The sequence below is a fragment of the Streptomyces sp. BPTC-684 genome (genome assembly GCF_030028635.1).
Taxonomy (GTDB): domain Bacteria; phylum Actinomycetota; class Actinomycetes; order Streptomycetales; family Streptomycetaceae; genus Streptomyces; species Streptomyces noboritoensis.
Genome location: NZ_CP124863.1, coordinates 3,288,298 through 3,306,856, shown reverse-complemented (window position 1 = coordinate 3,306,856; position 18,559 = coordinate 3,288,298). Strand labels below are relative to the sequence as shown.

Genomic DNA, 18,559 nt, shown 5'->3' with positions numbered 1-18,559 from the left:
CGCGTACCCCCAACCCCGGGAGGGACCATGACCGAGACCCCGACTCCGAACGCCAACGGCTGCCAGTGCGGCCCCGGCTGCTCGTGCGGCTGCCAGTCGGGCGGCCCGTGCCAGTGCGGCGGCGGCTGCGGCTGATCCGTACACGAGAGGGGCCCGTCCGGAATCCGGACGGGCCCCTCTCGTACGTACTACGTACGTACCGCTTGCTTCTTGCCGCTTACTTCTTGCCCTGGTTCTTGACCGCCTCGATCGCGGCGGCGGCCGCGTCCGGGTCGAGGTAGGTGCCGCCCGGCTTGACGGGCTTGAAGTCGGCGTCGAGCTCGTAGACGAGCGGGATGCCGGTCGGGATGTTCAGGCCCGCGATGTCGGCGTCCGAGATGCCGTCGAGGTGCTTGACCAGCGCGCGCAGCGAGTTGCCGTGGGCGGCGACAAGCACGGTCCGGCCCGCGAGCAGGTCCGGGACGATGCCGTCGTACCAGTACGGCAGCATGCGGACGACGACGTCCTTGAGGCACTCGGTGCGCGGGCGCAGCTCCGGCGGGATGGACGCGTAGCGGGCGTCGTCGCTCTGCGAGAACTCCGTGCCGTCCGCGAGCTCCGGCGGCGGGGTGTCGTACGAGCGGCGCCACAGCATGAACTGCTCCTCGCCGAACTCGGCGAGCGTCTGCGCCTTGTCCTTGCCCTGGAGGGCGCCGTAGTGGCGCTCGTTCAGGCGCCAGCTGCGGTGGACCGGGATCCAGTGGCGGTCCGCGGACTCCAGCGCGAGCTGGGCGGTGCGGATGGCGCGCTTCTGGAGGGAGGTGTGCAGCACGTCGGGGAGCAGGCCGGCGTCCTTGAGCAGCTCACCGCCGCGCGCCGCCTCCTTCTCGCCCTTCGCGGTGAGGTTGACGTCCACCCACCCGGTGAACAGGTTCTTCTCGTTCCACTCGCTCTCGCCGTGGCGGAGGAGGATCAGCTTGTACGGTGCGTCGGCCATGCGTCCGAGCGTAATCGACGTTCGCGGGCCGTCGCGCGCGCGGGGAGGAAGGCGCCGGGGGCGTCTCGGCACGTGGACGATTGACGGACGGCGTCAATTGAGTGGCGGGTTCCGATCTCTGCGTCGTAAGTTGCGGATATTGCCTGCGCCACTTACACATCTTCGGGGGAATCGATGTCCGTCGCCAGTCTCAGACGCGCCGCACGAGAGAGCGTCTCGGGTCTGCCCCGGGAGTTCTGGTGGCTGTGGACGAGCACGCTGATCAACCGGCTCGGGGCGTTCGTCGCCACGTTCATGACCCTGTACCTGACGCACGACCGCGGCTACTCGGCCTCGTACGCGGGTCTGGTCGTCTCCCTGCACGGTCTGGGCGGCGTCGTCTCCTCGCTCGGCGCGGGCGTTCTGACCGACCGGCTCGGCCGCCGCCCCACGATGATGATCGCCCAGACGGCGACGGCCTTCTCGGTGGCGCTGCTCGGCTTCATGACCGACCCGGCGGCGATCGTCGCCGTCGCCTTCCTGGTCGGCATGGCCTCCAACGCCTCGCGCCCGGCCGTCCAGGCGATGATGGCGGACATCGTGAAGCCCGAGGACCGGATGCGGGCGTTCTCGCTCAACTACTGGGCGATCAACCTCGGGTTCGCGGTCTCCTCGGCGGGCGCGGGCTTCATCGCGCAGCACAGCTATCTGGCGGGCTTCCTGGGGGAGGCCGCGCTGACCCTGGCGTGTGCGGTGCTGGTCTTCCTGAAGCTGCCGGAGTCGCGGCCGGAGCGGGGCGCTCCGCTCAAGGAGGGGCGGGAGCGGGGGCCGGAGCCGGAGGTCGGTCTCGGGACGGTGTTCCGCGACGGCCGCTTCATGGGGGTGGTCGGCCTGTCCTTCCTCATCTCCCTGATCTTCCAGCAGGGTTACGTGGGGCTGCCGGTCGCCATGGGCGCGGACGGCTTCTCCAGCGCGGACTTCGGCCTGGCGATCGCGGTCAACGGCGTACTGATCGTCGCCGTCCAGATCCCGGTCACGCGGGCGATCGAGCACCGCGATCCGCGCCGGCTGCTGATCGTGTCGTCGCTGCTCGCGGGGTACGGGTTCGGGCTCACCGCGTTCGCGGGGTCGGTGGGGGTGTACGCGCTGACGATCTGCGTCTGGACGCTGGCGGAGATCGTCAACTCGCCCACGCAGACGGGGCTGGTGGTGCGCCTGTCGCCCGTGCACGGGCGGGGCCGCTACCAAGGTGTGTACACGATGTCGTGGTCGGTGGCCGCCCTGGTGGCCCCCCTGATGTCGGGCTTCGTCGTCGACCACTTCGGGGCGGACTGGTTGTGGGGGGCTTGTGCGGTGCTGGGGTCTGTGGCGGCGGCTGGGTACTGGCTGCTGATGCGGGGGCTGGGGGCCGAGGAGGATGTGGTGGCGGGGGGTGGGGTGGCGGAACGCCGGACGAACGTACCGGCGTGATGGCCGGGCCTTTGGGCCCCACCCCGCCCCTTCCCTAAACCCTCCGGGGGTGGGTGGGGGTGGAGGTGGTTCTCCCGGGGGCTACGCCCCCGGACCCCGTTGCCCCTTTCGCCTGCGGACCGTGCTGGGTTGCTCGCGCAGTTCCCCGCGCCCCTTGAATGCCGCTGCGCGGCAATCCCCGGGGCGCCCCGAAGGGGCGCATCTAGGGGCGCGGGGAACTGCGCGCTCAGCCCCCACCGGCCCGCGGACGAAACGACAGCCGCCCGGCCAGGGCTTTCGGGAAGGGGCGGGGTGGGGGCTAGTCCCCCCGGGAAGCCGGACGCTGCGTCAGGTTCGCGAACGCGTCCAGGTTCCGCGTCGACTCCCCCCGCGACACCCTCCACTCGTACTCCCGCCGGATCGCCGACGCGAAGCCCAGTTCCAGGAGGGTGTTGAAGGAGCCGTCCGCCTCCTCCAGGACCGTGCCGAGGAGGCGGTCCAGCTCCTCGGGGGTGATCGAGGCCAGCGGGAGCTTGCCCGCCAGGTAGACGTCTCCGAGGTTGTCCACCGCGTAACTCACGCCGTAGAGGCGGAGGTTGCGCTCCAGGAGCCAGCGGTGGACGCCCGCCGCGTTCTCGTCGGGGTGGCGGACCACGAACGCGTTCACGGACAGGGAGTGGCGGCCGACCCGCAGCGAGCAGGTGGTGGAGAGCTTCCGGGTGCCGGGGAGCTTCACCACGTACGAGCCCGGCTCGGGGGACTCCCACTCCAGCTCGGCGTCCTTGAGGTACGCGTCGATCACAGCCAGTGCGTCAGCCATGGTGCGAGCGTACGCGACGGCGGTGTTCGTGCATGGCGGCGGTGTAGACGTCCGCCGTGGCCGACGCGGCCGTCCCCCAGCCGAAGGACTCGGCGTGCGCGGCGGCCGCCGCGCCCATCCGGTCCGCCAGCGTCGGGTCGTCCAGGAAGCGGCGCAGGGCGCGCGCGTAGTCGCCGGGGTCGTGGCCGGAGACCAGGAAGCCGGTCTCGCCGGACCGGACCGCGACCGGCAGACCGCCCACCTCCGCCGCCACCACCGGCGTCCCCGCCGCCTGCGCCTCGATGGCCACAAGCCCGAAGGACTCGCTGTACGAGGGCATGACCAGCACCGACGCCGCCCGGAACCAGTCCGCGAGCCGGTCCTGGCCCACCGGCGGGTGGAACCGGACCACGTCCGAGATGCCGAGCCGGGCCGCCAGCTTGTGCAGCCCCTCCGGCTTCGCCAGACCGCTGCCCGACGGGCCGCCGATCACCGGCACCACCAGCCGCGAGCGCAGCGACGGGGTCTCGGTGAGCAGCACCGCCACCGCCCGCAGCAGGATGTCGGGCGCCTTCAGCGGCTGGATGCGGCCCGCGAAGAGCGGGATCACGGCGTCCTGCGGCAGGCCGAGCCGGGCCCGGGCCGCCGCCCGGCCGTCCGCCGGGCGGAAGCGGTCCAGGTTCACTCCGGGGTGGACGACCGCGACCTTGCCGGGGTCGGCGTCGTAGAAGCGGACGAGCTCGTCGGCCTCCTCGGCGGTGTTGGCGATCAGCCGGTCCGCCGCGTCGACGATCTGCGTCTCGCCGATCACCCGGGCCGCGGGCTCGGGCGTGTCGCCGTCGGCGAGCGCGGCGTTCTTGACCTTGGCCATGGTGTGCATGGCGTGCACCAGCGGCACGCCCCAGCGCTCGGCGGCGAGCCAGCCGACGTGGCCGGAGAGCCAGTAGTGGGAGTGCACCAGGTCGTAGTGACCGGGCCGGTGGCCCGCCCAGGCCTGCATCACGCCGTGCGTGAAGGCGCACAGCTGGGCCGGCAGCTCCTCCTTGGCCAGGCCCTCGTACGGCCCCGCGTCCACGTGCCGGACCAGGACCCCGGGCGCCATCTCGACCGTGGGGGCGAGCCCGCCCGTGGTCGCCCGGGTGAAGATCTCGACCTCGATGTTGATCGCGGCGAGGCGCTTGGCGAGCTCCACGATGTAGACGTTCATGCCGCCCGCGTCGCCCGTGCCCGGCTGGTGCAGCGGCGAGGTGTGGACGCTGAGCATGGCGATCCGCCGCGGCCTGCGGTGGCCCCCGGGGAGCCTGAGCCGGGGCGGCCCCGCCAGGGTGCCGGTGAACCGGGACACGTACTGGCTCACGTCGACGTCCTCTCGACCGGGGGCAGGGCGGGTGGCACTGAGGCATAGCTCAATAGAGGGCTTGCACACGCCCTCAATGAGCGGTAACCACCGGAACCCTTCCTTCCATTCCACTTCCCCGCACTTTTGCCGAAAAGTTGCCCGCCACCACCTCTCATCAGGGGCGCCTACCCTCGTCGTATGGCTCCACCCAAGCGACCCGTCGGCACCGTCACGCGCGGCACCACCAACCCGAACCGGCTCCGCCGCATGGACCGCTGGATCGCCGAGGTCCACGGGCCCGCGCTGCGCCGCGCCGAGGCGCCGGTCGCGGTGGACCTCGGATACGGGGCGGCCCCCTGGACGGCCGTCGAGCTGCTGCAGCGGCTGCGGACCGCCGCGCCCGCCGTGTCGGTGGTGGGGATCGAGATCGAGCCCGCCCGGGTCGCGGCCGCGAAGCCGTACGAGAGGGAGGGCCTCACCTTCCTGCACGGCGGCTTCGAGGTGCCGCTGCCGCATCCGCCGCTGCTGATCCGGGCGGCCAATGTGCTGCGGCAGTACGAGGAGGGCGAGGTCGCGGCGGTGTGGGCGCGGCTGTGCGGGCGGCTCGCGGAGGGCGGGCTGCTGGTCGAGGGCACCTGCGACGAGATCGGGCGGCGGCACGTGTGGGTGGCGCTTGACGCGTCAGGGCCGCGCACGGTGACGTTCGCGACCCGACTGGGCTCCCTGGAGCGCCCGTCCGACCTGGCGGAGCGGCTGCCGAAGGCGCTGATCCACCGGAACGTGCCGGGCGAGCCGGTCCACGCGTTCCTGCGCGACTTCGACCGGGCGTGGGCGGCGGCGGCCCCGTACGCCTCGCTGGGCGCGCGGCAGCGGTGGATCCGGGCGGTCCGGGACCTGGCGGCGGACTGGCCGCTGCGGGACGGGCCGCGGCGGTGGCGGCAGGGCGAGGTCACGGTGGAGTGGGGGGCGCTGGCGCCTCGGGGGTGAAGCCGGGCCGACGGGACCGCGGCCTGCCGACCTCGCACGAGTGAATGCCGGGGTCGGGCGGCGTCGAGGGGAACGCACCGCGCCCGCCGTTCGTCCCACTCGCGGGGAGTGACCCGTGAGGTGCCGTCCGCCCCTGTCGTTTTGGGGGACGGCATGGCACCATCACGACGTTGCCAGAATGTTACTGACGGTAAATCACATACCGTTCTGTCTGGTGTTGTCCGGTTGTCCGGAGGGGGAGATTTAGTGCAGCCGCGCCGCTTGGCCACCGCGATCACCGTGGTGTGCGCCTTGACCGTGCTCGTGATGCCGGCCACGGCGTTCGCCGCGCCGAATCCGAAGCCGGATCCGACCGCGTCGACCGCTCCCCCGGCTCCGCCCCTGTCGTCGAAGGACCTCGACGACGTGCGCAAGGAGATAGACGAGCTCTACCGGCAGGCGGCGGTCGCGACCGAGGCGTACAACCAGGCCCAGGAGCAGACCAAGCTCCAGTCCGCGGAGATCGTGAAGATCGCCCAGGAGATCGTCAAGGGCGAGGAGCGGATCAAGCGGCTGAAGGACCAGGCGGGGGCGACGGCCCGGTTGCAGTACCGCACGGGCGGGCTGCCGCTCGGCGCGCAGATGATGCTCAGCGGCAACCCGGACGGCTTCCTGGACGGCGCCGACCGGCTGCGCCAGGGCCAGCAGGCCGCGCAGGGGATGCTGGCCGAACTGAACCGTACGCAACAGGACCTGGCGCAGTACTCGAAGGACGCCTCCGCCCAGTGGAAGAAGCTGGAGGCGAACCGGGTCAAGAAGGAGACCGCCAAGAAGGAGATCACCGGCAAGATCGCGGCCGCCGAGAAGCTGGAGTCCCAGCTGGAGGCGAAGGAGCGCGAGCGGCTGGCGGAGCTGGAGCGGCAGCAGCAGTACAAGGCGCAGACGGACTGGCTCAGTTCGGGGATATTGAAGGAGATCAACGGCAAGTCGAGCGAACAGGGCCGCAAGGCGGTGCAGTTCGCGACCGACCAGATCGGCAAGCCGTACGTGTGGGGCGCGGAGGGACCGAAGTCGTACGACTGCTCGGGCCTGACGTCCCAGGCGTGGCTCGCGGCGGGCCGGGGCATTCCGCGCACCTCGCAGGAGCAGTGGGCACAACTGCCGCATGTCGCCGTCAAGGACATGCGACCGGGCGATCTCATCATCTACTTCTCGGACGCGACACACGTCGGGATGTACATCGGGGACGGCGCGATCGTGCACGCCCCCCGGCCGGGGCGGAACGTGACGATCGCGGGCGCGGGCACGATGCCGATCCTGGGGGTCGTGCGCCCGGACAAGTAGCCGGACGCGTGGGGGCCGGGCAACAGGTGAGGCGTCGTCCGCCCCGGACGAGCAAGAGGCGGTCCGGGCAACGGATGAGAATGCCGTCCGCCCGGACAGGCAAGGAGTGGTCCGGGCGCCGGGTCAGGCTTCGTCCGCCCGGACAAGTGCGGCATGTGGCATATGCCATGAGCCATTTGCCGAACAGTCACCGAACGCCATTCCGCTGCGCGGCCCTCTGACGCTAGGGTCCCGGACTGGCGGCAACGCAGCCCGGCGTTCCGCGGCGCCCTCGGGAGGAGGGAGACCGGAATGCCCGCACCGCACATGTGGTCCCCTCGGACGCCCCGGCCGGGACCGGGCGAACCGGGACCGGGTACCCCGGGTACCCGGGCAGCCCCGGTCACCCCCGGCAGCCCGGCTGCTCCGGGCACCCCGGCGCTCCCGGTCACCCCGCACGCGACGAGGCTGGGCGGCCCGGGCCCCGCGACGGGCCCCGGCGCCCCGGGCATCGCCGCCGAAGCGGACGACCTCGCGCGACCGGGCGACCTCGTACGACCTGACGCCCTGCTGGGCCAGGGCGGCCCGGAAGTGCCGGGCCGTCCGGCGACCGAGACAGGTTCCGGCGCGACGGCCACGGGCCTGGGGACGGCCGCAGGCCTGGGCGCGGGAATGGGCGCGGGAATGGGCGCGAGCCACGGCCCCGGCACCGTCCCACACCCCGGACGCACCCCCGCCGCCCCCAACGGCACCACGCCGCAGACGGCCGCCGCCGCCCTCAACCTGCTCGTCATCGAGGACGACCCCGTCGGCCCCTTCACCGTCTCCGAGCTGCTGCACACCGCCGGGACCCGGGTGCGGATCCGTACCGCGCGCAATCTCACCGAGGCCGAGCGGCTGCTCACCGACGACGTGAACTGCATCCTCCTGGACCTCGCGCTGCCCGGCCGCGACCCCGACGACGAACTCGCCGCGCTGCGGGCCCTGCTGCGGCTCGCGCCCCGGCACGCGGTCCTCGCCCTCACCGCCTCCACCCACGCCGAACGCGCCGCCGAGGCCGTCCGCGTCGGCGCGCAGGACTACCTCTTCCGCGACGAGCTGGACGGCAGACTGCTGAGCCGGGCCATCCGGTACGCGGTGGAGCGCAAGCGCGCCGACACGGCGCAGTACAAGCTCGCGGAGTCACGGCTGCGCGCCCAGGAGAACGCCCGCCTGGAGCGCGGGCTGCTCCCGACACCGCTCCTGGACGGCTCCGACCTGCGGTTCGCCGCCCGCTACCGGCCGGGCCGGTCCCGCGCCCTGCTCGGCGGCGACTTCTACGACACGGTCCGCACCCCCGACGGCACCGTCCACGCCATGATCGGCGACGTCTGCGGCCACGGCCCCGACGAAGCCGCCCTCGGGGTGGAACTGCGCATCGCCTGGCGGGCGTTGACGCTGGCAGGCCTGTGCGGCGACGTGCTTCTGACGACCCTTCAGCAGGTCCTGGAGCACGAGCGCGACGGCGACGAGATCTTCGCGACGCTCTGTACGGTCGACATCGCCCCGGACGGCCGCCGCGCCGAGCTGAGCCTCGCGGGCCACCCGGCCCCGCTGATCGCCCGCGCGGGCAGCCCCGCGAGCCTGCTCGCGTACGAGAGCGGGGGCCCGGCGCTCGGGCTGCTGCCCCAGACCCGCTGGCCGCGCCGCCGGGTCGAACTGGGGGACGCGTGGAGCCTGTTGATGTACACGGACGGCCTGATCGAGGGCCGCACCGGTATCGGCAACCAGCGGCTCGGCCAGGAGGGCATGACCGACATGGTCAACCGTCTACTGACGACGGGCCTGCGCGGCGAGTCGCTCCTGGAGGCGGCGGTCACCGAGGCCCGCGAGCTCAACGGCGGTGAACTCACCGACGACGTCGCGGTGTTGCTGCTCGAACGGCCCCGGCCGGGCGACCGCCCCGTACGGTAGAGACCGGGCGCGGTACCGCGTGCCCCAAAGGGGCGCGGGGAACTGCGCGACCAGCCTCCCCCAAGCTCTCAACTCCGTTCGAGCAGGGGGGACCCCCATCAGCCCGCAGTCGAATACCCGCACTCCCAGCGGAGCGCTCAGCGGCCGCCGTTGTACGGTCCGTACGGACCGTCGCTGCTGGATCCGCCGCGACGGCCGCCGCGCCCGCGCCCGCCGCTGATCTGCCGAACCGCCGGGCGGACGTCCACGATGTAGACGATCACCGCCACCGCGCCGATGACCGGCAGGAACGAGAGCAGCGGGAACAGCACGCTGACCAGCAGCGCGATGGCCAGGATGATCAGCCAGAACGGCTTGGTCTGCTTGTCCACCGCGCGGAACGCGTCCTCACGGCGGAAGGCCGCGTCCACGAGCGCGAACAGGCTCAATGCGGTCAGGGCTGTACTCAGCAGCCACATGAACCCCGTGAATCCCTGCATCAGCACGGTCGTCCACCACCTTTCCCGGAATCGCTCCTACGCGGCCAAGGTACCCGTCCAACGAGGCGGACACCGAAAAGGTGCCCGCCGCCGCGACGGGCCCCGCTCACTCCGCGGGCTTGGCCGCGGTCTTCTTCGCCGTGCTCTTGCGCGCGGTCGTCTTCCTGGCGGGCGCGGGCTTGGCCTCGGCGGAGGCGGAGGAGTCGGCGGCCGGGGCCTCCGACTCGGACTCGGAGTCATTCGGCTCGACGGCCTCGGCGATCTCCGAGATCTCCTCGGCGGCCTCGCCGCGCCACTCCTTGACGACCTCCTGGCCACGCTCGGCCACCTTGTCGTACCCCTCACGGGCCTTGACCAGGGACTCCGCGGCGAAGCCGACCGCCTGGAGGGCGAAGTGCTGGACGGAGTCGCCCAGCTTCTTCACGTCGCCGTCGAGCGCGCCGACGACCTCGTTCACCTTGGCGGTGACCGCGGCCTGGGCCTCCTTGGCCTGGGCGACGACCTTGTCCTGGACGACCTTGGGGTCGGTCTTGCGCACGGCCTCGATCCGCGCCGGGACCTCGGTCTGGATCCGCTCGACGAGCACCGGGATCTTCTCCGGGACCTTCGCGGCCTGCTTGGCGCCGAGGTCGAGCGCGCCGGCGACGAAGAAGAGGGGCTTGGGGTCGGTCAGGGCATTACGCAGCTCATCGGTGACGGCCATGCTGGTTTCCTCCCGGATCAGTGATCGTTGCGTGGATCAGCTCTTGGGAGCCGATGGGTCATCGCCCGTGCCGTCGTCCTCGTCCTCGCCCCGGCCCGCGGCCGAAGCAGGTGCCTCCGCGTCGAGCCCGTTCTCCTTGCGGAAGGACTCGTAGATCTGGATCAGCACCTGCTTCTGCCGCTCGTCGAGCGAGGGGTCGGCGAGGATGACGCTCCGTGTCTCCGCCGCTTCCGGCGCCCGTTCGTCGAGGATCCCGGCCTGCACGTACAGCGTCTCGGCGGAGATCCGCAGCGCCTTGGCGAGCTGCTGCAGGATGTCCGCGCTCGGCTTGCGCAGCCCGCGCTCGATCTGGCTCAGATACGGATTGGACACCCCGGCGGCATCCGCGAGCTGCCGCAACGAGAGCTGGGCGTTACGCCGCTGCTCGCGCAGGAACCCGCCGAGATTGCCGACGTTGAGCGATGCCATACCCCGATACTGCCCCTTCTCCGCTAACTATTGCAAGCACATGCTTGCAAAAGTGTGCCGCGCCACGTCGGGCCGGGCACATTGAGGCCCACTCGCCCCCGTCAGACCCGGCTCGCCTCGACCTCCAGCGTGATCTTGATGGTGTCGCCGAGGGCCGCGCCCCCCGGGCCGCCGTGGACGCCGAAGGCCTTGCGGCTGATCTGGGTGGTCGCGGAGAAGCCCGCCGCCGCGCGGCCCTCGTAGCCCTTGCTGAAGCCGTTCAGCTCCAGGTCGAGGGTGACGGGCTGGGTGACGCCGCGGACGGTCAGCTCGCCGTCGGCCAGGAAGCCGTCGCCGCCGCCCGGCCGGATCCCCGTGGAGCGGAAGGTCATCTCGGGGAACTCCTCCGCGTGCAGGAACTCCTCCGACCGTATGTGCGCGTCGCGCTGCTCGTGCGCCGTGGAGACCGACGCGATCTTGATCGTGGCGTTGACCGAGGACTCCAGCGGGTTCTCGGCGAGCACGATCTCGCCCGCGAACTCGTCGAACCGGCCGCGCACATTGGCGATGCCCAAGTGCCGTACGGAGAAGGCGATCTCGGAGTGGATCGGGTCGATCGCCCAGGTGCCGGGCGCGTACCCGGGCAGATCGGCGGCCGAGGCGGTCGGCTCGGGAGAGGTGGAGGAGGAGGTGGACATGCTGGTGAGGCCCCCAGAAGACGTAAGCGGTCCAGTAGTGGAGTGATCGCGGTGCCGTGCGCCGGCCCCGCGTTTCCTTGCCCTGCGTAGGGCTCGGTCCCTTGCTTGAACCCTCCACAACATAGTGAGTCGGCGCCCCTCGCGCACCCAACCGCCCTATCCCGTGCGCATGTTGAACACCCTCACCGCAGCGCGTCCGGCAGCGGCCTGCTGTGCAGGACATCGAGCCGGGACACCGCCCGGGTCAGCACCACGTACAGCCGGTGCAGCCCCCGCTCCTCCGCCTCCGCGATCGCCGTCGGCTCCACGGCCACCACGTGGTCGTACTCCAGGCCCTTGGCCGCCGTCGCGGGCAGCACCGTCACCCGGGCCGCCGCCGTCAGGTCGTCCGCCTCCGCCGTCGCCACGCCCGCCGCCGCGAGGGCCGCGCGCAGCTCCGGCACGTCCGCGTCGCACGCGATCACGCCCACCGAGCCCTCCCGCGCGAGCGCCGCCCGTACGGAGTCCACCAGCGCGGACCGCACGTCCTCGACCCGCCGCAGCGCCAGCTCGCCGTCCCGGCGCAGCGAGCGGGACGGCGGTACGGCCACCTCCAGCGCCCCGAGCAGCCCGTTCGCCAGGGCCACGATCGCCTCCGGGACCCGGAAGCCGGTCGTCAGCGGGACCACCGGGGCGTCCGGCTTGCCGAGGTGCGCCAGGTGCTCCGGCCAGTCGCGGGCCGCCCACGGGGTGGTGCCCTGCGCCAGATCGCCGAGCACGGTCAGCGAGCCGAAGCCGGAGCGGCGGGCGACGGCCCGGCACTCCATCGGGGAGAGGTCCTGCGCCTCGTCGACGACGATGTGGCCGTAGCCCTGCGGGCGTTCGATCAGCCCGGCGAGCTCGTCGAGCAGCACCTGGTCGGCCGCCGACCACTTGGCCGACTTGTACGAGCGCGGCGCCCGGCTCCACAGCAGCCGCTTCTGCTCCTCCGCGCTCAGCACGCCGTCGGCGGCCGCCGCCAGTACGTCCGGATCGGTGAAGAGCGCCGCCAGGACCTCCTCGGGCGTGACCTTCGGCCAGGCCGCGTCCACGAACGCGGAGACCGGGCGGGCCCGGGAGATCCGTTGCAGCCAGGTGTTGTTCATCGGCCCGGCCCGGCGCTCGGCCTCCAGCTGGATGACGCGGACGGCCCGGCTGCGGACCCGCTCGCGGCCCACGGCGTACGGGGGCGCCTCGGCCCGTACCTCCGCGACGATCGTCGCCAGCTCGCCGCCGGTCACCCGCCAGCGGTACGAGCCGTCGGGCACCTCGACCGCCTCGTAGCTCCCGGCCGCGCCGACCCGTGCGTACAGCGCCCGGTGCAGCACCCGCGCCATCCGGGCGTCGTGCTTGACGACCGCCGCGGCCTCGTCGTCGACCGCCCGGACGGGCCCGCGCGCGACCTCGTCGTCGACCGTCGACTGCCGGATGTCGATCTCGCCGAGGGCGGGCAGGACCTGCGCGATGTAGTGGAGGAAGGTCCGGTTGGGGCCGAGGACCAGGAGGCCGCCGCGCTGGATGCGCTGCGGGTAGGTGTAGAGCAGATACGCGGCCCGGTGCAGCCCGACGGCCGTCTTGCCGGTGCCCGGGGCGCCCTGGACGCAGAGGGACTGCCCGAGCTCGGAGCGTACGAGGTCGTCCTGCTCGGGCTGGATGGTGGCGGCGATGTCGCGCATGGGGCCGACGCGGGGGCGCTCGATCTCGGCGGCGAGGATGCCGCCGACCTGTTCGGCGGCCCGTTCGGCCGGGGCGCCCAGCCGCTCGTCCTCCATGCTCGTGAGGTCCTCGGGGGCGCCGAGGCTGCCCGGGGCCCAGCCGAAGCGGCGGCGGACGGCGACGCCCAGCGGGTCGCGGGCCCCGGCCTGGTAGAACGTCCGCGAGACGGGCGCCCGCCAGTCGACGACCAGCGGCGGCGCCGAGGGGTGCTCGCTGATGCGGCGGCGGCCGATGTAGTAGCGCTGCCCGGCGTGGTCGCCGGACGCCCCGCCGTCCTCGAAGTCGAGCCGCCCGAAGAACAGCGGGCTGTCCGGCTCCTGCCGCAACTCCTTCGCCCAGCTGCGCAGTTGATAGCCGAGCACTTCGGCGTCCGCGCCGGAGGCGAACGCGTTCTCACCGATGACGACCCGGACGTCCGCGCCCTCGACCATGCCGGCCAGGGCCGCGCGGCAGGCTTCGTGGTAGGTCCGTTCCTGACTGAGTTCGCGGTCGAGTGGCGTCATGCCGCCAAGCGTAACGCAACTCGGTTAAATTTTTTACTCAGTAACGAAATATGGGGCGCCGTTTGCTACGCGTACCGCCCGAGCCCGTCCCGCAACTGCGCGAACGCCTCCTCAGCGGCCACGACCGCACTCCCGTGGACCTCCTCGGCGCTCTCCCCGGCCTGGATCCGCCGCCAGTTCTCCTCCGCGAGGATCCGCTGTACGGCGACGATCTGGCCCGCCGCGAGGCGCGCCCCGATGTCCGTGCCCAGGGCCGCCGCGAGCGCGCCCTCGGCCCGGCCCTGGTACGAGAACAGCCGCGCCACCAGGCTGGGCGTCCCGTACAGCAGCCCGTGGTACGCGCGGACCCGCGGGTCGTCGTTCAGCCCGGTCACGGGGTCGCGGCGGTCGAGCCCGTCGAGGAAGTGGCGGCGCAGGGAGGGCAGCGGGGCGAGCCCCTCCGTGCGCCCCTGTGCGACCACCCGGGCGGCCTCGTCCTCGTGGTCGGAGAACCGGTGCAGGGCCAGGTCCTCCTTGGCCGGGAAGTAGCGGAAGAGGGTGGGCTTGGAGATCCCGGCGGCGGCCGCGACCTCCGCGACCGGCACGTTGTCGAAGCCCTTCTCCAGGAAGAGGGCGATCGCCACGTCCGAGACGGCCTGGTACGTCTGCTGCTTCTTCTGCTCCCGCAAGCCCATGGGGTGAGCGTACGGGGAGGCCGCGGGAGGGGCCGGGGCGACGGGCGCTTGACCTCAACCCCACTTGAGGAAAAAGACTCCGATCAAGAAAGGCGTTCGGCGAACGCCTCGACTCACATTCGACTCACAACGGGGATGGGTGATCGGCATGCGCGTGGCACAGGTGGAGGAGTTCGGCGGCCCGGAGGTACTGGTTCCGGCGGAGCTGCCGGACCCGGTGGCCGGGCCCGACGAGGTGGTGATCGCGGTCGACCACATCGACACGCTCTTCGTGCAGACGCAGATACGGGCGGGGGCGTTCGGGGAGTACTTCGACGTCGAGCCGCCGTACGTGCCCGGCGGCGGCGTCTCCGGCACGGTCGCCTCGACCGGCGCGGAGGTCGACCCGGCGGTGTGGGCGGGGCGCCGGGTGATCGCCGCGGTCGAGCCCGGCAGCTACGCCTCGCTGACCGCCGTCCCCGTCGACCACCTGGTCCCGGTCCCCGACGGCGTCGGCCTGCGCGAGGCGGCCGCGCTGATCCACGACAGCGTGACGGCGCTGGCCCTGCTGGACCTCACGGACCTGAAGGCGGGCGAGACGGTCCTGGTCACGGGGGCGTCGGGGGGCATGGGCACGCTGCTCGTCCAGCTGGCCCGGTCGCGGGGAGCGAGGGTGGTAGGAGTGGCAAGAGGGGTTGAAAAGATGGAGCTGGTACGGGAGTTGGGTGCCCACGAGGTGGTGGACGCGGCATCCCCGGACTGGCCCCGGCACGCCGCCGAGGCTCTGGGCGGGGCGGGCGCGGACGTGGTCCTGGACGGAGTGGGCGGCGAACTCGGCGCGGCGGCGTTCCCGTTGACGGCCCCGGGAGGCCGCTTCTCGGCCCACGGCGCGCCGACGGGCGGCTTCACTGCGGTACCGCCGGATGAGGCCCGCGCCCGCTCGATCACGGTACTGGGCATCACCGACGTCCAGATCCCCCCTGCGCGACGCGTGTCCTTGGCCACCCGGGCCCTGGAGGAGGCGGCAGCGGGCCGTCTGCGGACGGTTGTCGGGGCGGTGTACCCGTTGGAGCGGGCGGGGGAGGCGCATGCGGCTATTGAGGGGCGGGGGGTGGTGGGGAAGGTGCTGTTGAGTGTGTAGGGGGTGCGTCTGCGGGCCGTCTTGGGCTGGTCGCGCAGTTCCCCGCGCCCCTTAAATGCCGCTGCGCGGCATCCCCTGGACGCCCCGGAGGGGCGCATCTTAGGGGCGCGGGGCTGTGACATTTGCGGCTCCGCCGCGCGGGCGCGAGCAACCCACCACAACCCGCAGACAAACACCGGGCGGAAAAGGGCCGCGGCTACCTCCACTCACCCGCGTCACCCGCGCCCGGCAGCGCCTTCGCCAGGTGCCGGTTGGCCACCTGGCGGCTCGGCAGGCCCAGCGCGGATGTGGCGGCCATGATGGTGTACGGGTACGCCGCGAGTGCCCGGCGGACGTTTTTGGGGGCTTCCAGACCGGATCCGGCCCGGTGCAGGTCGACATAGGCCGAGCGGACCACCTCGATCCACCGGTAGACCTTGATGTCCTCCGCCCACCCCTTGGTGTATTCGTCGCCCAGCCGACTGGCCCAGCGCTCGTACATGCGGTGGCGGATCCACGATCTGTGCGGCGTCAGATGCAGATGGCGCACCAGGTCGTACAACGGGTCGCCGACCATGGCCAGTTCCCAGTCGATGAGGGTGAGTCCACCGGCACCGTCGATCACCAGGTTCCAGGGATTGAGGTCCCCGTGCAGAAGCACCGAGCGGCGCTCGGACACTTGGTGGCGGCCGAGGATGTCCCGCAGCCGGTGGGCGTCGGGCAGTCCGAGCACCCGGGCGAGTTGCATCGTCTCCTTCGGCAGTCCCGTCACGAGGTCGGCGAGGCGCGCACACAGCCACACGTAGAACCCCTCGGGCCTCGGCTCCCCGCCGAACCGGGCTACCGGAACCAGTGTCAGGTCACACAACTGGTCGACCAGCTCGTCCGCCTCGCTCGGCAGCAGCCCGTCCTTGGGGTGCAGGGGGGCCCGCATCCCGTCCGGACAGCCGACGTACGAGTGGACGGCGAAGTCGTCTCCGGGGCGGGTGGAGCCGACGGCCAGCAGGCGGGGGGCGCGCACCCGCTTGCAGAAGATCTCCAGGGCCCGCAGCACCTCGTTCTCGTCCAGACGCCCCATGTGCTCGAACCCCGCGCCGCCGAGCCTGCGGCGCACGATCACCATGGCATCGACGGGCTCCCGCACCCGTACGACCGTGTTGAGGTGGCCCGTCCCCTTGAAGACGTGATCCGACCCGGCCGCCCCCTCGGCGGCCAGCGCTTCCCGCACCGCCGCGTCGGGGAAGCGGACCCGCGCCTCGAACCCGTCGGCCCGGTGCCATACGAGGGACGGTGCGCGCCGTGTCGGCCTCTTCCGGCTGTTGAGGCGGGCGGTGTACCAGCGGTAGAGGATGTTCTCCACCTCGGTCACCCCGGGCAGCTCCCCGAGGGCCAGTGGCTCTCCGGCCCGCTCCAGGGCATCGCTGATGCTCCGCGCGGCTACGCGCAGCCCCTCGGGTTCGGCTGCGGAGCCGAGCCCCCGTGCCGCGCGCATGGTGTCCGGAAACACCGACTGGGCCCGCTCGAAATCCACATAGTGCCGGAGCTCCTGCTCCATGGACGTGACCGCCGCCGGACGCTCCTGCCCCACGGCCAGCCGCCAGGCAGCCGTCACTTCGGCCCATTGCTCCATGGGGTAGCGCATCCGTACGAGATGGGTGGCGAGGTCGTGCAAGGGGTCGCCGTACGAGGCGAGTTCCCAGTCGACGCAGATCAGCGGCGGATCGGCACCGAACGGGACGATCACGTTGTCCCTGTGGAGATCGGTGTGGAGCAGAGCGTAGGGGCGTGGGGTCAGCGTCGGCAGCCTCTCGGCATACCTCCGCAGCACGTCCTCCGGCACTCCGAGCGCGACGAACAGCACACCGAATTCAGTCCAGTTGGGCTGCCTCACCTGCTCTTCGGCCAGGATCGCGAGCCTCCGCAGGAATCCCGTGCTGTCACCGTCGCGCGGCCAGGACGTCGGCAGCGGCGGCAATGCGCACCGGGGCACCTTGGTCAGGTCGGCGAACAGACCGGCCAACGACGCGACCAGAGCGGGGTCGAGCCGCATACCGTCAGGGCAGAGCGCCGACAGCGGCACACCTTCCACATAGCTGTGAATGCCCGTGTCACCACAGGCCATCAGGAGCTCGGGAGCATGCGGGACCCGTCCCCGGATCGCCTCCAGGATGCGGCCTTCCTCCGGCCAGGTCCTGATGACGACGCCCAGTACGTCTTGGGCCCGCTGCCGCACGGTGACGGTCTCGCCCGGCTCTCGGCCCAGCAGTCTCGCCATCGGCTCGTCGAGCCTGACGAAGAAGTTGAGGTGGTGATGCCCGCGGCTCACGGTGCCCTGGCGGAGCGCATCGCGCAGGAAGACCCCGCAGACGCCGGTCGGCGAACCACTGGGCGCCGGAGGACCGGCCACATGGGGACTGCCGGCCACCTGGGCCACTCCCTGGATGATTCAACGACGCTGGCGATGACGAGCAGAGCCTACGGGCGAACCCGCCTCTGCTCGCCCGCAGTTGCACCACTCGGATGCCAAGTAGCCCCAGAGAGTGAATTACCCCACTCCTCGTCGAACCAGCGTTGGGACTCCCGTACGAATAGCGAGCCGTGGGACCCGGGATCTGGGCCCGTCTCGTAGTGGATCAGAGTCGCTTGCATTCCGAGTATGTCCACCGCATCGACCTCTCCTCCCGCGTGGAGCGTGATGACACGGCGCTCCGACCGGTAGAGGGCATGCAGCGCCTCGGTCCGGTTGACCAGATAGAGCTTGAACTGAGGTCTTGCCCTTGTGTATCTGACAGTCACGGTCACGGACGGCACCCATCCCTCGGTTTGCAGGTCCTCCAACGTCCTGCGCACCATCCCGGTCATGACGTCGATGATTCCGTGCAGTCGCTCCAACAGGGGCGAACTGTCGCCGCCGTCGTAAAGCCTCGGAAGATCCATCAGGGCGTCCTTGGCGGGCAGGAGCATGCGGACCGTGATGGCGCGAGGCGAGATCTCGCGTCTCCGGATCCGGCTTGCCTGCTCCTGGAGACGGCCCACCAGTGACTCCGAGGTGAGGCTGTACACGTCCAGGGTGACCTTCTCCGCCGCGAACGCCTCATCGAAGACAAGGGCGAGATTGACCTGCTTGGCGCGGCCCTGCGGGCGGTCGGGCGAGTGAATGCTCTGCGTCTTGACGACCCGGTTCCCCCGGCCCTGCTCGGCCCTGATCCAGCCCTCGCTCCGCAGCTCTCGCAGGACCCGCTGGACGGTGTCCCGGGACACGTCGAACTCCGCGGCGAGCTCACGCTCGGAAGGCAGCAGCCGGTCGATCGGGTAGGTGCGGCCATCGGCCAGCCGACTGCGCAGGGTGTCCGCGACACGCTGGAACGCCCTGCCCGTCCCTCCACCGACTCGCTTACCGACCACACCTGTGACCGTACTGCTCCCGGTACCTCGGCA

16 protein-coding genes are annotated in these 18,559 nt (G+C 71.8%); 5 read left to right on the top strand and 11 right to left on the bottom strand.

Going from position 1 to position 18,559, the window contains the following annotated elements; all coding sequences use genetic code 11:
• Nucleotides 1-217 precede the first annotated feature (217 nt).
• Complete coding sequence (locus QIY60_RS14775) at nt 218-976, bottom strand: phosphoglyceromutase (protein ID WP_283142856.1); 759 nt, start codon at nt 974-976, stop codon at nt 218-220.
• 174 nt (nt 977-1,150) lie between these two features.
• Here QIY60_RS14775 and QIY60_RS14770 point away from each other — a divergent pair, with 174 nt between their 5' ends.
• Nucleotides 1,151-2,425, top strand: a complete 1,275-nt coding sequence (locus QIY60_RS14770) for an MFS transporter (RefSeq protein WP_283142855.1) — start codon at nt 1,151-1,153, stop codon at nt 2,423-2,425.
• Nucleotides 2,426-2,723: 298 nt separating this feature from the next.
• On the opposite strand, the gene QIY60_RS14765 is transcribed toward QIY60_RS14770, so the two are convergent.
• Both QIY60_RS14765 and mshA read right to left on the bottom strand, forming a co-directional pair.
• The gene (locus QIY60_RS14765) at nt 2,724-3,224 is read right to left on the bottom strand and encodes a YbjN domain-containing protein (protein ID WP_283142854.1); all 501 of its coding nucleotides are present in this window, start codon (nt 3,222-3,224) and stop codon (nt 2,724-2,726) included.
• Entirely contained in the window at nt 3,217-4,560 is a 1,344-nt protein-coding gene (gene mshA / locus QIY60_RS14760; RefSeq protein ID WP_283142853.1) for a D-inositol-3-phosphate glycosyltransferase, read from the bottom strand. Before mshA ends, QIY60_RS14765 begins: the two co-directional genes overlap by 8 nt.
• A 180-nt stretch (nt 4,561-4,740) precedes the next feature.
• Between mshA and QIY60_RS14755 the strand changes: the two genes are divergently transcribed.
• From QIY60_RS14755 to QIY60_RS14745, 3 genes are all read left to right on the top strand, one after another.
• Entirely contained in the window at nt 4,741-5,529 is a 789-nt protein-coding gene (locus QIY60_RS14755; RefSeq protein WP_283142852.1) for a class I SAM-dependent methyltransferase, read from the top strand.
• Nucleotides 5,530-5,835: 306 nt separating this feature from the next.
• A complete protein-coding gene (locus QIY60_RS14750) occupies nt 5,836-6,852 on the top strand; it encodes an NlpC/P60 family protein (protein ID WP_283145930.1) in 1,017 nt (338 codons plus the stop codon).
• Between the two features lie 663 nt (nt 6,853-7,515).
• The gene (locus tag QIY60_RS14745) at nt 7,516-8,784 is read left to right on the top strand and encodes a SpoIIE family protein phosphatase (protein ID WP_283145929.1); all 1,269 of its coding nucleotides are present in this window, start codon (nt 7,516-7,518) and stop codon (nt 8,782-8,784) included.
• A 137-nt stretch (nt 8,785-8,921) separates the two neighbouring features.
• Here QIY60_RS14745 and QIY60_RS14740 read toward each other — a convergent pair whose 3' ends face one another.
• The 6 genes from QIY60_RS14740 to QIY60_RS14715 form a co-directional block, all read right to left on the bottom strand.
• Nucleotides 8,922-9,269 (bottom strand): DUF2516 family protein, encoded by a 348-nt coding sequence (locus tag QIY60_RS14740; RefSeq protein ID WP_266981055.1) that lies wholly within the window; start codon nt 9,267-9,269, stop codon nt 8,922-8,924.
• Between the two features lie 100 nt (nt 9,270-9,369).
• The gene (locus QIY60_RS14735; RefSeq protein WP_283142851.1) at nt 9,370-9,966 is read right to left on the bottom strand and encodes a hypothetical protein; all 597 of its coding nucleotides are present in this window, start codon (nt 9,964-9,966) and stop codon (nt 9,370-9,372) included.
• A gap of 36 nt (nt 9,967-10,002) precedes the next feature.
• Nucleotides 10,003-10,434, bottom strand: a complete 432-nt coding sequence (locus tag QIY60_RS14730) for a helix-turn-helix transcriptional regulator (protein WP_283142850.1) — start codon at nt 10,432-10,434, stop codon at nt 10,003-10,005.
• Nucleotides 10,435-10,535: 101 nt separating this feature from the next.
• The gene (locus QIY60_RS14725; RefSeq protein WP_283142849.1) at nt 10,536-11,111 is read right to left on the bottom strand and encodes a YceI family protein; all 576 of its coding nucleotides are present in this window, start codon (nt 11,109-11,111) and stop codon (nt 10,536-10,538) included.
• 182 nt (nt 11,112-11,293) lie between these two features.
• A complete protein-coding gene (locus QIY60_RS14720) occupies nt 11,294-13,348 on the bottom strand; it encodes an AAA family ATPase (RefSeq protein WP_283142848.1) in 2,055 nt (684 codons plus the stop codon).
• Nucleotides 13,349-13,413: 65 nt separating this feature from the next.
• Nucleotides 13,414-14,022 (bottom strand): TetR family transcriptional regulator, encoded by a 609-nt coding sequence (locus tag QIY60_RS14715; RefSeq protein ID WP_283142847.1) that lies wholly within the window; start codon nt 14,020-14,022, stop codon nt 13,414-13,416.
• 148 nt (nt 14,023-14,170) lie between these two features.
• Here QIY60_RS14715 and QIY60_RS14710 point away from each other — a divergent pair, with 148 nt between their 5' ends.
• Nucleotides 14,171-15,142, top strand: a complete 972-nt coding sequence (locus QIY60_RS14710; RefSeq protein ID WP_283142846.1) for a zinc-binding dehydrogenase — start codon at nt 14,171-14,173, stop codon at nt 15,140-15,142.
• A gap of 196 nt (nt 15,143-15,338) precedes the next feature.
• Here the strand turns inward: QIY60_RS14710 and QIY60_RS14705 are convergent, their stop codons facing one another.
• Together QIY60_RS14705 and QIY60_RS14700 are read right to left on the bottom strand one after the other, a co-directional pair.
• On the bottom strand, nt 15,339-17,546 hold the full coding sequence (locus QIY60_RS14705) for an aminoglycoside phosphotransferase family protein (RefSeq protein ID WP_349253919.1): 2,208 nt from the start codon (nt 17,544-17,546) through the stop codon (nt 15,339-15,341).
• Nucleotides 17,547-17,596: 50 nt separating this feature from the next.
• Complete coding sequence (locus QIY60_RS14700) at nt 17,597-18,526, bottom strand: winged helix-turn-helix domain-containing protein (RefSeq protein ID WP_283142845.1); 930 nt, start codon at nt 18,524-18,526, stop codon at nt 17,597-17,599.
• Between the last annotated feature and the right edge of the window lie 33 nt (nt 18,527-18,559).